This window comes from Halorubrum sp. GN12_10-3_MGM, from assembly GCF_005435235.1.
Classification (GTDB): Archaea; Halobacteriota; Halobacteria; order Halobacteriales; family Haloferacaceae; genus Halorubrum; species Halorubrum ezzemoulense.
This window is the reverse complement of record NZ_SGUB01000003.1, coordinates 26126-39554: the sequence shown is the minus strand read 5'-3', so window position 1 is coordinate 39554 and position 13429 is coordinate 26126. Positions and strand designations below refer to the sequence as shown.

Below are 13429 nucleotides of genomic sequence, written 5' to 3'. Positions count from 1 at the left end.
GCGCACGGAAGCAGGAGACGCTATTTTTTTGGGTACCGTCCTCGGAGCGGAATCGCCGTCACGCTTCGTTCGGCGGATGCACAAAGAGCCCGTCGACCACGAGGGCCCCGGCCGCGAGCGACGCGCCAGCGACGGGAACCGTGTTCCCCTGCGCGAGGAGCGACCCGACCGCGTACACGGCGCAGAACGCGAGCGGGATCGCGAGCAGGACGAGGTCGGCGCGGTCGAGGCCGTCGAGGACCGCTCCGTGTCCGCGGTGGCTCCCGCTCATTCCATGTACCCGAGGTCGCGGAGCTTCTGTGCGATCTGCTTCGCCTCCGCCTCGGAGACCCCGTCGTCCGACTCCATCTCCTGAACAACGACGTGTTTCACGAACTCCTTGACGGAGCCGAACGGTTCGTCTTCGATGTACTCCTCCACGTCCGCGACGAACTCCTTCCGCAGCGAAATCGTGGTGTACTCGCTCATTGGCAAACATCTCCCGCTCCGCCGACAAAAATTTAATTATATCTAATTAGGCCGTTCCGCGGCCCGACACGCTCGATCGGTGAGCGTTCGTCGAAGGGGCCGGCCTCGCGAGCGATCGGCTCGGCGAGCGCCGAGCGGCGAACGACCAACATTCGATGGAAGCGGCCCTGCCGGCGCGCGTCGGAACAACGTTTATCTGCCGAGCGGACGGGCGTTGAGGGTAAGGTTCTCCGTGATGTCCACACCCAGCGGTTCGATCACCGTCGTCCTCGCCGCGGGAACGCCCGACCGAGCCGCGGAGCTGAAGGACTCGCTTGAGCGCGCGGACGACCGCCTCGCCGTCGAGCCGGTCGCGGGGGCCGACGCGGCCGCGGAGATAATCGAGGACTCGCCCGTCGATTGTCTGGTCACGGTCGGCGACCCGGCGGAACGGACCGGCCTCTCCCTCGTTTCGACGGCCCGCGATCGGCACCCGGAGCTTCCGATCCTGTTTTGCCCCGACCAGACGCTCGACGCGCCCGCCGTGTCCGCGGCGTTCGACGCGGGCGCCACCGACGTCGCGAGGGCGTGTCCCGATTCGGACCGGACGCCCGTCCTCGTTCACCGGGTATCGAACGCCGTCGCGTCCGCCCGCGCCGTCGCGGAGGCGGAGCGGCAGCGCGACCGGTTCGAGGAGTTCGTCCAGGGCGTCTCTCACGACCTGCGGAGCCCGCTCAACGTCGCGCAGGGTCGGCTCGCGATGGCGCAAGCGGAGGGCGGCGGCGAACACGTCGACGACGCGGCGTCAGCGGTCGACCGGACGCTGGAACTGCTCTCCGACCTGTTGACGCTCGCGGAACAGGGCGAGCGGCCGGAAGACCTCGATCCGGTCGAACTGGCGGCCCTCGCCGACGAGTGTTGGGCGAACGTCGCGACCGGCGACGCCACGCTGACCGTCGACACCGACCGGCGTATCCTCGCCGACAGCGGGCGGCTGAAGCGGCTGTTGGAGAACCTGTTCCGGAACAGCGTGGAACACGCCGGCGACGACGTGGTCGTCGTTATCGGCGACATCTCCCCGATGTACACGACGACGCGCGCCGGCGCGGTCCTGCCGGCCGGGTTCTTCGTGGCGGACGACGGCCCGGGAATCTCGCCGGAAGCGCGCGACCGCGTGTTCGAGGTGGGGTACACGACGGGCGCGAACGGGACCGGCTTCGGACTGAACATCGTCAGCGAGGTCGCCAGGGCCCACGGGTGGGAGGTCACCGTCTCCGAGGGGGCGCGAGGCGGTGCCAGGTTCGACGTGACCGGCGTCGAGTTCGACGACTGACCGGCTTCAGTCCGCACCCGCGGCCCGCTCGACGTACGTGACCGCCGCCGTTGGCGAGTCGACGGCCTCGACGCCGTCCACGTCGTGCGTGTCGATTCCGGCCACCGGACGGCCCTGCGCGAGTGCGAGCCCGATCTCGGAGAGCGTGCCCCCCGCCCCGTCGACCGCGACCGCGGTATCCCCGTTCATGACGACGAGGGCGTTACGCGCGTGGCCGAGCCCCGTCGCGATCGGCGTCGTGACGTGGGGGTTGGCGTCTCTCCGGTCGTCGGTCGGGAGGATCCCGATCGTCTCGCCGTCGGCCGCCCGGGCCCCGCGACAGACAGCCGCCATGACGCCGCCGAGGCCCCCGCAGACCACGGCGTGGCCCCGCTCGGCGAGCCGCTCGCCGAGGGCCTCCGCGACCGCCGCCGTCTCCGGACCGATCGTACTCCCACCGATGACGCTGACGCGCATGGCCCGTCGGTGGGTCCGGCGCCGGGTAAAATCGGTCGGTCGCGGGCGGGAGGGGCGTCGAGACGGGCTCCCCGCCGATTCTCGTCGTCGAGACGCCCACTGAAACCCTTATCCCTGCCGGCCGTGAATGAGGGCTATGACGTACGATACCGTCGTGTTCGACAACGACGGTGTCCTCGTGGGCCGCACGCGCTTCGACGTGCTCCGGGATGCGACCCGGAACGCGTTCGAGGAGTGCGGCGTCGAGGAGCCCGATCCGGACGACGTAGAGCAGATGACCATCGGTGCGACCCCCGGTAGCGTCGGCACCGTCTGTCAGACGTACGACCTCGACCCGGGGTCGTTCTGGCGGACGCGCGACGACGTGGTGTCGCGGGCCCAACAGCAGGAGGCCCGTCAGGGACGCAAGACGCCGTACGACGACCTCGACGAGCTCCAGGACCTCGACGTCCAGATGGGGATCGTCTCGTCGAACCAGCAGGCAACCGTCGACTTCCTCGTCGATCACTTCGACGGGTTCGACCGGATCGGCGCCGCGTACGGTCGCGAGCCGACGATCCACTCGCTCCAGCTCCGCAAGCCGAACCCCCACTACATCGAGCAGGCGCTCGGCGACCTCGACGCGGACAACGCCCTGTTCGTCGGCGACAACGAGTCCGACGTGCGCGCCGCCGAGAACGCCGGGATCGACTCCGCGTTTATCCGCCGTCCCCACCGCCGCGACTGGGAACTGAACGTCTGGCCGACGTGGGAGATCGACCGGCTCTCCGACCTCCACGACATCGTGGAGTGAGGCCGAGCCCCTTCCGAGCGTCCGCTTTCCGGCAGCGACGCGTCGACGACGACCGCGGGCCGCGTCCGGCGATGAAGCGTTTAAATCGCATGGTGCGTAACTCGCCTCCGTGACCGACTCGCCCCCGTGGGCCGACCTCTTCGGCCATCCCGAACCGTACCCCGAGCAGGCCGACGGCATCGACGCCGCCGTCGACGCCGCCGCGGACGGCGGCTTCCTCGCCCTCGAAGGCGCCTGCGGGACGGGGAAGACGATGCTCGCGCTCACCGCCGGGCTCGACCGCGTCCGCGACCCCGACTCCGACTTCGAGCGGGTCTTCGTCCTCACCAGCGTCAAACAGCAGCTGCGCCAGTTCGAGACGGATCTCCGGGCGGTGAACGAGAACCTGCCGAGCGACTACGACCCCGTCTCGGGTCTCACCCTCGTCGGGAAGGCCGACGTCTGTCCGTACGCCCGCGAGAACCGGGGCGGGATCGACCGCGAGAACGTGTACGAGCGCTGCGAGGGGCTCCGCGAGCGGACCCGGAACCTCGTCGGCGACGGCGGCGCGACGACGACCGCGAACCTCGTGAGCGAGGCGCGGAGCCAGCAGGTGGGACTCATGGACTCGGGGTCGGCGGGACCCGCCGGCGGGACTGCCGCCGCCGACTCGGGCGCGCCCGACGCCGACTACCTCTCCGTCGACGGCGAGCCGACGCCGTATCGCCCCGACACGGAGGAGTACGACGACGTGGAGTTCTGCCCGTTCTACGCCGGCTTCCTCGACGACCTGCCGGAGGACGGCGAGCCCGCCGAGGCGGTCTCGTTCGACGTGACCGAGCTCGGCCACGTCGACGCCGACGAACTCGTCCGGCTCGCGGCGGGCCACGGCTCGTGTCCGCACTCGATCATGGGCGCGCTCGTCCCCGAGGTCGAGGTCGTCATCGGCAACTACTATCACGCGTTCGATCCGGTGACGACGGGGACGTTCACCGGCGCGCTCCTCGACGACTCGACGTTCGTCGTCTGCGACGAGGCGCACATGCTCGAACCGCGCGTCCGGGACCTCGTGAGCGACGCCGTCGCGGACGCGAGCCTCCGCGACGCCGAGAACGAGCTCACGCGCGTCGTTCAGCCCCTCTCGTTCGAGAGCGCGGGCGCCGAGTCGGACGACGCCGCCCTCGTCCGTGGCGAGCTGGAGGACGCGGACGTGACCGTCGAGGAGATCGAGGCGGTCCGAGAGTTCTACGCCGACCTCCGCGGCGAGCTCGACCGCCGCGTGACCGCGCACCTCGACCGCGAGCGCCCGGACTGGCGCGCGTCGATGCGCGAGCTCGAAGACGAGGAGATCCCGCTCCGCGACCCCGAGGAGCCGGGCGAAGACGCGATCACCGAGTGGGCCGACGGCGAGGGGTACGGCGAGCGCGTCTGGGCGCGCGCCGAGCAGGTCGGCGCGGTCGTCAAGCGCGTCCTCGACTCGCTCGAAGACGAGGACAAGCAGCGCGCCGCGCCCGGGGTCGGCCGCACCCTCAACGCCTGGTATCGCCAGGGACACACCGACTTCTTCCGCGCGATCGAGCTCGAACGCACGTTCGACGAGACGGAGCCGCCGGACTCGTGGCGGCGCGCGTACAACGCCCGCCTCGCGCTCCACAACTGCCTTCCGAGCGAACCGATCGGCGACCGGCTCGCCGAGTTCGGCGGCGGCGTCCTCATGAGCGCGACGCTGGAGCCGATGGACCTCTTCCGCGAGGTGACCGGACTCGATCACCTGGCCGAGCGCGGCCGCCCGGTCATCGAGCGGACGTACGGCCTCTCGTTCCCCGAGGAGAACCGCGCGAGCCTCGCGGTCGACGCGCCGAAGTTCACCCACCAGAACCGCGGCGCGCCGGGGGAGGAGAACCCGACGCGGCTCGCGCACCTCGACGCGACGGCCGCGGTCGCGCGCCGCGACGGGAACGTCCTCGTCGGCACCCCGAGCTACGCAGAGGCGACGTGGATGGCGGAGTCGCTCTCGGCGCGGCTCGACAAGCCTGTCCTCTTAGACGAGTCCTCCGGCGACCGAGAGACGGAGTCGCTGAAGGACGACTTCTTCGCCGGCGACGGCAAGGTGCTGGTGACGAGCCTCCGCGGCACCCTCACGGAGGGCGTCGACTACCGCGGGGACCGGCTCTCGGCGGCCGTCGTCTGCGGCGTCCCGATCATCAACACGGCGCGACCGCAGACGCGGGCGGTAATCACCGCCTACGACCGCCGGTTCGAGTCCGGCTTCGAGACGGCCCTGACGGTGCCCGCCGTCAGAAAGGCGCGGCAGGCGGTCGGCCGCGTCATCCGCGGACCGGACGAGCGAGGCGTCCGCGTCCTCCTCGACGCCCGGTACGCCCGCGACTCGTGGAACGCGGTCAGGGAGTACCTGCCCGATCACGAGCGGGAGGAGTACCAGCCGGTGAGTCCGGACATGCTGGATGTCGCGCTCGACCGGTTCGAGTCGCGCCGGTAGCCGGTGACTAACAGCGCGTTCAATGCGAGTAGGCAGCGCGTTCAATGCGAGTAGGCAGCGCGTAACTACGTTTCCGGGGAACGTGTGTCAACGTATGGAACCACCCTCTCCCGGCGAACTGTACCACGTCGTCTGTCGCGAGTGCCCCTTCGAACGGCTGATCGGAATCGCGGGAGACGCGGACGACTACGGCCGCAACCACGCCGCAGACACCGGTCATCGAGTGGTGATCGACCGGGTCGAGTGAGTCTCGGCTCGCCCGGCCCGACGGTCTCGAGCGGGCCCGGTCACCCCGGCCAAAGCGTTTAAACGACCCTCAGACGACGTTCGAGTCGATGTCGCGCGGGAAGTTCGTGAGTCGCTCCGTTCCCGACTCGGTGATCGCCACCGTGTCCGAGTGTCGGTAGCCGTACTCGTTGGTGTACAGCCCGGGCTCGATCGTGTACACGTGGCCGGGCGCCATCACGGCGTCGTCGCCGTCGTAGCGCTCGTCCCAGCCGCGGTCGATGTACGGCGGCTCGTGGGCGCCGAGCCCGATGTTGTGGCCGACGTGGTGTTGCGCCAGGTCGGTCACGCCCTGTTCCTCGAGGTAGTCCCAGACGACCCGATCGACCTCGGCCACCGGGACGCCGGGACCCAAGGCGTCAATCGCGAGCGTCTGCGCTTCCAGCATGAGCTCGAAGTAGTGCTCCTGTTCGTCGGTGTAATCGCCGACGAACATCGTCCGTTCTAACTCCGAGCGGTAGCCGTCGACGTTCGCTGTCGCGCCCGTAACGAGCACGTCGCCCTCGGAGAGCCGCTCGTTCGGGGTGTGCCCGTGCGGGAGCGCGGTCTCCTCGCCGGAGATGTAGCCCGCGTGGACCGGCCCGTCGCCGCGGACGCGGACGCTGTAGGCGTCGCCGAGCGCGTCGAGCATAGCGCGCGACGCCTCCGTGGACGCGCGCTGCGAGACGGTCGCCGGGTGCGCGCCCGGTTCGGAGAAGTCGGCGAGGTAGCGGTGGCCGAGGTTCGCCCACTTCGCGGACTCGCGAATCAGGTCGACCTCTGCGTCGGACTTCGCCCAGCGCATCCGGTCGACCCACGCTTGGGCCCTGACGTCGACCGAGTCGGAAAACGCGGGCCCCTCGTACCCCATCACGCCCGGCGGGCCGTCGGCGTCGGCGGCTATCGTCTCGGCGCCGAGGTCGCGCAGCATCTCGACGGCGACCGAGACGGGCTCGCCACCGGGATAGTCGAAGTAGTGGTGGACGGCGTCGATCCGCGGGTTGGGCTCGACGCGCTCGACCTCCAGCCTCGGAACGGTTATCTCGACGCGGTCGTCGGTGACCGCGAGGACGACCGGCCGCTCCGTCTGGATGTGGTGGAAGCCGGTGAGGTACTCTATCGCCGTCGCGCCGACCCACGTCGCGGCGTCGGCGTCGGTGTCGGCGAGCCGGTCTCGGACGGCGGCGAGCCGGTCGTCGAAGGCCGACTCGGGAAGTCGCGTGGCCATGGCTCAGGGATGTGCGAACGCGCGCATAAAAAGTCGGGTAGCGGAACGCGAAGTACGGGCGTCTTCGGCGCCGGCTCAGCTCTCGCGGCGAGCGAAGGCGAGGTTGCCGGAGACGTTCTTGATGTAGGCGGTCACGGTCTCGCCCTCCTGCGCGCCGGGGACGAAGATGGTGTACTCGCCGCGCTCGGCGACCCCGTCGCCCTTGCGGCCGGTGCCGACGATCTCGAGCTCGTAGGTGTTGCCCGACTCGACGGCGTCCTCCTGCCGCTGGGTGTCGGAGGTGTTCTGCTTCGCCACCGGTCGGAAGGCCCCGCAGGCCTCACAGCGGAGCATCGGCGTCCGGTTCTCGGTCTCCAGTCGCGTGTCGGGGAGGCCGCACTCCGAGCAGGTGACGAACGACTCGATGTACGAGTCGATCGCGGCTTGGAAGTCGCGCTCGCGGAAGTTCCCGCTGTAGCGCGCGCGGCCGTCCTCGTACTGCCCGGCCGTCCCGAGCTCCTGCTGTATCTTCGAGTGGACGTGTTCGGGGTCGCGGCTCAGCGCGTCGGCGATCGCGGAGAGGTTCGTCAGTCGCGTGAACGCCCCGTCCTTCTGCGTTTCGGGGTCGGGTACCGACAGCCGCTCGTCGGAGCCGCCGAGGTCCGGCACCTCCTCCATCGCGCGGTCGAGGCTCGATTCGTAATCCATACGCGGTGGAACGACAGCGCGACGGAAATCGCTTCCGGGTTCGGAGCGGCGGCCCGGAATGGACCCGGTACTAGGAGAGTGGCAGTCGGCCAGAAGTAGCGGGAGGTAGATTTGAACTACCGATCTCCGGGTTATGAGCCCGGCGGAATCTCCTGGCTATCCCATCCCGCTATCGTAGCACAATCGCGTGTGACTGTTAAGGGTTCTGATCCCGCCGCCGGTGTGCGATTCGTCCACGCGTCTGCGCCGTTCGCGTTCCCCCGAATCGGTGCCGCGGGGACGTTCGATCACTCCTCGCTCGCGGCTTCGCCGTCCTCCGCTCGCGCCGCGATGGCCCTGATCCGTACTCGCAGCGCGAGAACCGCATATCCATCGCTGAACACCGATCCGACGGACCCGTCGATCACTTCCCGACGGTCCGCGGCCGAGCGTAAAAATGATCCCGGGACCGCCCCTCCATTGCGTCGGCCGCAAACAATTTCACACATCATAGATAGTGATAGACGATGTACAAGCCGCTGTTGACGACGGACTTTCTGGACCGGGCGCGACGCCACTACGCCGACGAGGAGGCCGTCCTCGCGGTCGACGGGACGCGGTACACGTACGCCGAACTCGGCGACCGCGCCGACCGCTTCTCCGCCGCGCTTCAGGCGCGCGGGATCGAGAAGGGCGACCGGGTCGCGGTGTTGGACCCGAACACGCACTACCACTTGGAGGCCGCCTACGGCGCGATGCAGGTCGGGGCGATCCACGCCCCGCTGAACTACCGGCTTACGCCGGACGACTTCTCGTACATGCTCTCCGACGCCGGAGTCGACGCCATCTACGCCGACGCCGAGTACGCCCCGAACGTCGAGGCGATCCGCGACGAGGTGCCCACGGAGACGTTCCTCACGAACGACGCCGACGCGGTCGAAGGCGACTGGGAGTCGTTCGACGCGGCGCTCGACGACGCGGACCCGGACGCCTACGAACGGCCGGCAATGGACGAGGACGACGTGATCACGATCAACTACACCTCCGGCACCACCGGCGACCCGAAGGGCGTGTGTCGGACCCACCGGGCCGAGACGCTCCACGCGTACCTCATCTCCATCCATCAGGAAATAACGGACGACGACGTGTACCTCTGGACGCTACCGATGTTCCACGTCAACGGCTGGGGCCACATCTACGCGATCACCGGGGCCGGCGCTCGCCACGTCTGTACCCGCGGGGTCGACGTCGCCGAGACGTTCGACCGGATCCGGAGCGAGGACGTGTCGTACTTCTGTGCGGCGCCGACCGTCCTCAACATGCTCGGCGACCACCACGCCGAACACGGCGGCGCGACGGCCGGCGACAACGACGTGCGGGTCGCCACCGCGGGCGCGGCGCCGCCGGAGGCGACGATCCGCACCGTCGAGGAGGAGTTCGGCTGGGATCTCAAACACGTGTACGGCGCGACCGAGACGGGGCCGCTGATCACCACCTCCGACGCGAAGCGCCACTTCGAGGCGGACTCGGACGACCGCTTCGCCGTGAAGAAGACGCAGGGGATCGGCTACCTCGGCACCGACGTACGCGTCGTCGACGAGAACGGTGAGGACGTGGCCGCGGACGGCGAGACGATCGGCGAGATCGTCGTCCGCGGTAATCAAGTGATGGACCGCTACTGGAACAAGCCCGAGGCCACCGATGAGGCGTTCTCCGAGCGGTTGGAGGGGTACTACCACATGGGCGATCTGGCCGTCGTCGACGAGGACGGGTTCGTCTCGATACAGGACCGCAAGAAGGACATCATCATCTCCGGCGGGGAGAACATCTCCTCGATCGAACTGGAGGACACACTCTTCGAGCACGACGTCGTCTCCGACGTGGCCGTGATCCCCGCGCCCGACGAGCGGTGGGGCGAGACCCCGAAGGCCTTCGTCGTCCCCGAGGGCGGTGACCCCGACGACGCGGGCGCGACGCCCGAGGAGCTGAAGACGTTCGTCCGCGAGCGCGTCGCGGACTACAAGACGCCGGGCGAGGTGGAGTTCGTCGCCGAACTCCCGACCACCGCGACCGGCAAGATCCAGAAGTACGAACTGCGCGAGCGCGAGTGGGACGAGGAGGACCGGATGGTCGGCGAGGGATAACCGGCGCCTCTCCCGCGGTCGTACGAGAAAAGAAACCGTTCAGACCTCTTCGACGCCTTTCGGCTCTGCTTCGTCGGCGTCGTCCGCTTCGCCGGTCTCCGCCTCGGCGCCGCCGGAGTCGCCCAGTCGGTCCGTGTCGATGCTGACGCCCGGAGGAGTCACCACGAGGAAGCCGCGGAAGTGCATCAGCTCGCCGTCCATCTCCTTCACGTCGCGCGCGAAGGGGGCGGCGAGCTCGTTGAGGTCGCCCTCGATCGACAGCACCAGCGTGTTCCCGTAGTCGACGCTGCGGACCCACTCCTCCGGGTCGGTCGTGCCGTCCAGCACGCCGAGGACGACGTCGCCGGCCGCCGCGAACGCCTCGTCCATCTTCTCCTCGGCGTCCCGCAGGTCGAGGTCCCAGTCGCTCATACGTGGTCGTCGACAGGCGGCGGCAAAAACGTTCGGACGCGCGCCGCGTCTCCGCTCCGAGCCGCCGTCCGGTCGCGGAGTGGTTAAGTACGCACCGACCCCAGCGATAGGCATGGAACGTACGCGGCGGTCCCTGCTCGCGGCCGGGGCCACGGCCGGCGTCGTCGGTGTCGCCGGCTGTCTCGGCGGCGGAGGCGGCGACGGAAACGGCGGCGAACTCAGCCTCGACACGGGGTCGTACGACTGCTCGCTCTCTGAGCCGACGGACCCCAACCTCGACTACCGGCCGACGCTCGGGGACCCGGACGCGGACGTGGTCGTCCGGGCGTTCGAGGACTTCACCTGCGGGCACTGCGCGACGTACAACCTCGACCACTTCCCGACGATCCGAGAGGAGTACGTCGACCCCGGACGGGTCCGCTACGAGCACTGGGATTTCCCGATCCCGGTCAACGAGCGGTGGGCTGTCCCGGTCGCCAGCGCGGCCCGCGGGGTCGGGATCCGTCACGACGACGAGGCGTTCTTCGAGTTCGCGAAGGCGGCCTACGAGTCGCAGGGAAACTACAGCGGCGAGGCGCTCGGGGCCGCCGCCGAGACCGCCGGCGCGGACCCTTGTGCGGTGTTGTCCGACGCGGAGTTCTCCACGTACGAGGCGGCTACGCAGGACGACAGGTCGGAGGGCTCGTCGATGGGCGTCGAGGGGACGCCGACGATCTTCGTGAACGGCGAGCCGGTAGAGGGCGGGTACGCCGCCGAGACGGTCGCCGCGGCGATCGACGCCGAACTCTGAGGCGCGTGACGGCCCCGACCGGACCCGAGTCGTGAGGGGACTCTCCGGCCGATACTCTGCGGAGCGTCGGTCTTTTGCCCGTTCGTCCCGTCGTACCCGCAGATGAGCGACGGCGATTCCTCCGCCGCGACCGCGGCCGGCGGCGACCGCGCGGCCGAGATCGACACCGCCGGAGCCGCGGCCGACGCGACCGACCGCCGCCGGCTCGGCGCGGTCGTCCTCGCGGTGCTGATCTCGCAGGTCCTCCTCTACCCGGGCGTGCCGGACCTCGTCGTCGCGCTCGGCGCCCCGGCCGGCATCGACGCCGGGATGTGGTTCCTCGTCGCGGAGTTCGGCGCGTTCGTGACGTTCGCGGTCGTCTGGGGCGCGCTCTCGGACGCGCTCGGGACGCGAGTTCCGCTGATCGTCACCGGCGCGCTCGGCGGCGCGGCCTCCTACGTCGCGCTCGCGTCGCTGCCGGGACTCGGGCTCGGCTTCGGGGCCGCGCTCCTCGTCAGGGTCGTCGGGGGCGCCCTCACTATCGGCGCGTTCTCGCTGTCGATCACGCTGTTGATGGACCTTCGCGGCGGCAACGGCCGGAACATGGGGACCGCCGGGTTCGCCATCGGCCTCGGTGCCGCGGTCGGCTCCGTCGTCGGCGGTTCGCTCGCTGGCCTCGGCGCGCTGTACCCGGTGTACGCCGGGGCGGTCGTGCTGGCGGCGGCGGGGCTGTTGGCGGCGACGGTCGACGACCGAAGGAGGACCGCGGCCGCGAACAACTCGGAGGCGAGCGACTCGGGGGCGAGCGACTCGGCGAGTGAGACCGACGGGGGCGGCTTCCGGGACGTGCTCGCCCGCGCCCGGACGACGCCCGGCCTCCTCGTCCCGCTCGCGTTCGGCTTCGTCGACCGACTGACGGCGGGCTTCTTCGCTTTGGTCGGCGTCTACTACTTCCAGGACCCGGCGACGTTCGGGCTGTCAGCGGCCGGCGCGGGCGCGACCCTCGCGCTCTTCTTCGTCCCGTTCGCGCTCCTCCAGTCGCCGTTCGGCGCGCTCTCGGACCGGATCGGCCGCTTCCTCCCTGTGGTGGCCGGGTCGCTCGCGTACGGCGTCGCAACGGTCGGCGTCGGCGTGGCGCCCGCGTACCCAATCGCCGCGGCGCTGATGGTCCTCGTCGGCGTCTGCGGCGCGCTGATGGCCCCGGCGACGATGGCGCTCGTCACCGACCTCGTCGAGCCGGAAGTGCGGGGCGCGGCGATGGGGCTGTTCAACGTGTTCGGCTCGCTCGGCTTCCTCGCCGGTTTCCTCGTCGGCGGGAGCGCCACGGGCGCGTTCGGGTACACGCCCGCGTTCCTCGCGGTCGGCGGACTGGAACTGGCCATCGCGCTCGCGCTGCTCCCGGCGGTCCGGTCTCTCTCGCCCGGCGCGGGCGTGATCGGTCGACTCGGCGCGGAGGGGTGAGACCGACCGACCCCCCCGGCCCGGAGCGTCGCGTCGGGAGTCCTGCCGAGTCGGATCCCACCGCGCCCCAATCTCCGTCGCGTCCGAGCCTCCGTCGCGTCTAAGCCTCCGGCGCGTCCGATCCCTCGCCCGCTTCGAGGCGAGTCCTTTTAACCGGCGCGTCACCTCCGTTCGCGTAACCGATGGACCTCCTCGTGGTCGGCGCCGGCGAGATCGGTCGCTGGGTCGCCGACACCGTCTCGGCCGACGCCGCGCCGGTCGACGCGACCGTCGCGTTCGCCGACCGCGACCCGGCCGTCGCGGCCGACGCCGCCGCGGACCGCGACGCGAGAGCGGTCGCCGCCGACGGGGACACCGCCCACGACGCCGTCTGCCTCGCGGTGCCGATGTCGGCGGTCCCCGCGGCGGTCGAGGCGTACGCGCCCCGCGCGGAGCGGGCGATCGTCGACGTCTCCGGCGAGATGACCGACGCGCTCGCGGCGATGCGCGAGCACGCCCCCGGCCTCGAACGCGCGAGCTACCACCCGCTGTTTGCCCCGCCGCGCGTTCCGGGGAACGTCGCGGTCGTCGTCGACGAGGGCGGCCCGACGGTCGACGGGCTCACCGACTCGGTCCAGGCGGGGGGCAACGACGTGTTCGAGACGACCGCGGACGAACACGATGCGGCGATGGAGACGGTCCAAGCGGGCGCGCACGCCGCGGTGCTCGCGTGGCGGCTCGCCGCGGACCCGGTCCGCGAGGAGTTCCACACGCCGGTGTCGGCCGCGCTGGAGGAGGTCGCCGACACGGTCACCGAGGGCTCGCCCGCGGTGTACGCGGAGATTCAGCGCGCCTTCGACGGCGCGGACGGGGTGGCCGACGCCGCGGCAGAGATCGCGGCGGCCGACGACGAGGCGTTCGCCGCCCTCTACGAGCGCGCCCGCGGCGACCGCGAGGGGCGAGACCGGCTGGAGTGAGCCGACGCGAAGCAGACGAGAA

14 protein-coding genes and 1 tRNA gene are annotated in these 13429 nt (G+C 70.4%); 8 read left to right on the top strand and 7 right to left on the bottom strand.

What is annotated here, in order from left to right; translation table 11 throughout:
- Window positions 1-58: 58 nt before the first annotated feature.
- Window positions 59-271: a hypothetical protein gene (locus EXE47_RS03270; RefSeq protein WP_137708009.1), complete on the bottom strand. Its 213-nt coding sequence runs from the start codon at window positions 269-271 to the stop codon at window positions 59-61.
- A complete protein-coding gene (locus tag EXE47_RS03265; RefSeq protein ID WP_049929984.1) occupies window positions 268-468 on the bottom strand; it encodes a hypothetical protein in 201 nt (66 codons plus the stop codon). The genes EXE47_RS03270 and EXE47_RS03265 overlap by 4 nt, the downstream gene beginning before the upstream one ends.
- Before the next feature lie 235 nt (window positions 469-703).
- On the opposite strand from EXE47_RS03265, the gene EXE47_RS03260 reads away from it, so the two are divergent.
- On the top strand, window positions 704-1780 hold the full coding sequence (locus tag EXE47_RS03260; protein WP_094592823.1) for a HAMP domain-containing sensor histidine kinase: 1077 nt from the start codon (window positions 704-706) through the stop codon (window positions 1778-1780).
- Between the two features lie 6 nt (window positions 1781-1786).
- On the opposite strand, the gene EXE47_RS03255 is transcribed toward EXE47_RS03260, so the two are convergent.
- Window positions 1787-2236, bottom strand: a complete 450-nt coding sequence (locus EXE47_RS03255) for a TIGR00725 family protein (RefSeq protein ID WP_137708008.1) — start codon at window positions 2234-2236, stop codon at window positions 1787-1789.
- Window positions 2237-2372: 136 nt separating this feature from the next.
- On the opposite strand from EXE47_RS03255, the gene EXE47_RS03250 reads away from it, so the two are divergent.
- The 3 genes from EXE47_RS03250 to EXE47_RS18645 all read left to right on the top strand — a co-directional run bounded on the left by EXE47_RS03250 (window position 2373) and on the right by EXE47_RS18645 (window position 5755).
- Window positions 2373-3029 carry an HAD family hydrolase gene (locus EXE47_RS03250; RefSeq protein ID WP_049929980.1) on the top strand — a complete coding sequence of 219 codons (657 nt, stop codon included), beginning with the start codon at window positions 2373-2375 and terminating at the stop codon, window positions 3027-3029.
- 109 nt (window positions 3030-3138) lie between these two features.
- Window positions 3139-5508, top strand: a complete 2370-nt coding sequence (locus EXE47_RS03245; RefSeq protein WP_137708007.1) for an ATP-dependent DNA helicase — start codon at window positions 3139-3141, stop codon at window positions 5506-5508.
- A gap of 94 nt (window positions 5509-5602) precedes the next feature.
- A complete protein-coding gene (locus tag EXE47_RS18645) occupies window positions 5603-5755 on the top strand; it encodes a hypothetical protein (protein WP_167373063.1) in 153 nt (50 codons plus the stop codon).
- A 69-nt stretch (window positions 5756-5824) separates the two neighbouring features.
- Here the strand turns inward: EXE47_RS18645 and EXE47_RS03240 are convergent, their stop codons facing one another.
- The 3 genes from EXE47_RS03240 to EXE47_RS03230 all read right to left on the bottom strand — a co-directional run bounded on the left by EXE47_RS03240 (window position 5825) and on the right by EXE47_RS03230 (window position 7858).
- Window positions 5825-7000, bottom strand: coding sequence for a Xaa-Pro peptidase family protein (locus EXE47_RS03240; protein ID WP_137708006.1), 1176 nt, complete (start codon window positions 6998-7000; stop codon window positions 5825-5827).
- Between the two features lie 75 nt (window positions 7001-7075).
- Window positions 7076-7687 carry a translation initiation factor IF-2 subunit beta gene (locus tag EXE47_RS03235; RefSeq protein WP_049929975.1) on the bottom strand — a complete coding sequence of 204 codons (612 nt, stop codon included), beginning with the start codon at window positions 7685-7687 and terminating at the stop codon, window positions 7076-7078.
- 96 nt (window positions 7688-7783) lie between these two features.
- A tRNA-Met gene (locus tag EXE47_RS03230) sits at window positions 7784-7858 on the bottom strand.
- 335 nt (window positions 7859-8193) lie between these two features.
- Between EXE47_RS03230 and EXE47_RS03225 the strand changes: the two genes are divergently transcribed.
- Window positions 8194-9810: a long-chain-fatty-acid--CoA ligase gene (locus tag EXE47_RS03225; RefSeq protein WP_089307804.1), complete on the top strand. Its 1617-nt coding sequence runs from the start codon at window positions 8194-8196 to the stop codon at window positions 9808-9810.
- Between the two features lie 39 nt (window positions 9811-9849).
- On the opposite strand, the gene EXE47_RS03220 is transcribed toward EXE47_RS03225, so the two are convergent.
- Window positions 9850-10221: a DUF5779 family protein gene (locus EXE47_RS03220; protein WP_049929972.1), complete on the bottom strand. Its 372-nt coding sequence runs from the start codon at window positions 10219-10221 to the stop codon at window positions 9850-9852.
- A 112-nt stretch (window positions 10222-10333) separates the two neighbouring features.
- Between EXE47_RS03220 and EXE47_RS03215 the strand changes: the two genes are divergently transcribed.
- The 3 genes from EXE47_RS03215 to EXE47_RS03205 all read left to right on the top strand — a co-directional run bounded on the left by EXE47_RS03215 (window position 10334) and on the right by EXE47_RS03205 (window position 13407).
- The gene (locus EXE47_RS03215) at window positions 10334-11011 is read left to right on the top strand and encodes a thioredoxin domain-containing protein (RefSeq protein WP_089307803.1); all 678 of its coding nucleotides are present in this window, start codon (window positions 10334-10336) and stop codon (window positions 11009-11011) included.
- Between the two features lie 102 nt (window positions 11012-11113).
- Window positions 11114-12451, top strand: coding sequence for an MFS transporter (locus EXE47_RS03210; protein ID WP_241988188.1), 1338 nt, complete (start codon window positions 11114-11116; stop codon window positions 12449-12451).
- A 182-nt stretch (window positions 12452-12633) separates the two neighbouring features.
- Window positions 12634-13407, top strand: a complete 774-nt coding sequence (locus EXE47_RS03205) for a prephenate dehydrogenase (protein WP_086215328.1) — start codon at window positions 12634-12636, stop codon at window positions 13405-13407.
- The last annotated feature ends 22 nt before the right edge of the window (window positions 13408-13429 follow it).

Excerpts from the sequence above, each read along its gene's own strand:
- EXE47_RS03255 (WP_137708008.1), bottom strand. The coding sequence starts at position 2,236 with ATGCGCGTCAGCGTCATCGGTGGGAGTACGATCGGTCCGGAGACGGCG.
- EXE47_RS03215 (WP_089307803.1), top strand. The coding sequence starts at position 10,334 with ATGGAACGTACGCGGCGGTCCCTGCTCGCGGCCGGGGCCACGGCCGGC.
- EXE47_RS03265 (WP_049929984.1), bottom strand. The coding sequence starts at position 468 with ATGAGCGAGTACACCACGATTTCGCTGCGGAAGGAGTTCGTCGCGGAC.
- EXE47_RS03210 (WP_241988188.1), top strand. The coding sequence starts at position 11,114 with ATGAGCGACGGCGATTCCTCCGCCGCGACCGCGGCCGGCGGCGACCGC.
- EXE47_RS03260 (WP_094592823.1), top strand. The coding sequence starts at position 704 with ATGTCCACACCCAGCGGTTCGATCACCGTCGTCCTCGCCGCGGGAACG.
- EXE47_RS03220 (WP_049929972.1), bottom strand. The coding sequence starts at position 10,221 with ATGAGCGACTGGGACCTCGACCTGCGGGACGCCGAGGAGAAGATGGAC.
- EXE47_RS03235 (WP_049929975.1), bottom strand. The coding sequence starts at position 7,687 with ATGGATTACGAATCGAGCCTCGACCGCGCGATGGAGGAGGTGCCGGAC.
- EXE47_RS03205 (WP_086215328.1), top strand. The coding sequence starts at position 12,634 with ATGGACCTCCTCGTGGTCGGCGCCGGCGAGATCGGTCGCTGGGTCGCC.
- EXE47_RS18645 (WP_167373063.1), top strand. The coding sequence starts at position 5,603 with ATGGAACCACCCTCTCCCGGCGAACTGTACCACGTCGTCTGTCGCGAG.
- EXE47_RS03225 (WP_089307804.1), top strand. The coding sequence starts at position 8,194 with ATGTACAAGCCGCTGTTGACGACGGACTTTCTGGACCGGGCGCGACGC.
- EXE47_RS03270 (WP_137708009.1), bottom strand. The coding sequence starts at position 271 with ATGAGCGGGAGCCACCGCGGACACGGAGCGGTCCTCGACGGCCTCGAC.
- EXE47_RS03250 (WP_049929980.1), top strand. The coding sequence starts at position 2,373 with ATGACGTACGATACCGTCGTGTTCGACAACGACGGTGTCCTCGTGGGC.
- EXE47_RS03240 (WP_137708006.1), bottom strand. The coding sequence starts at position 7,000 with ATGGCCACGCGACTTCCCGAGTCGGCCTTCGACGACCGGCTCGCCGCC.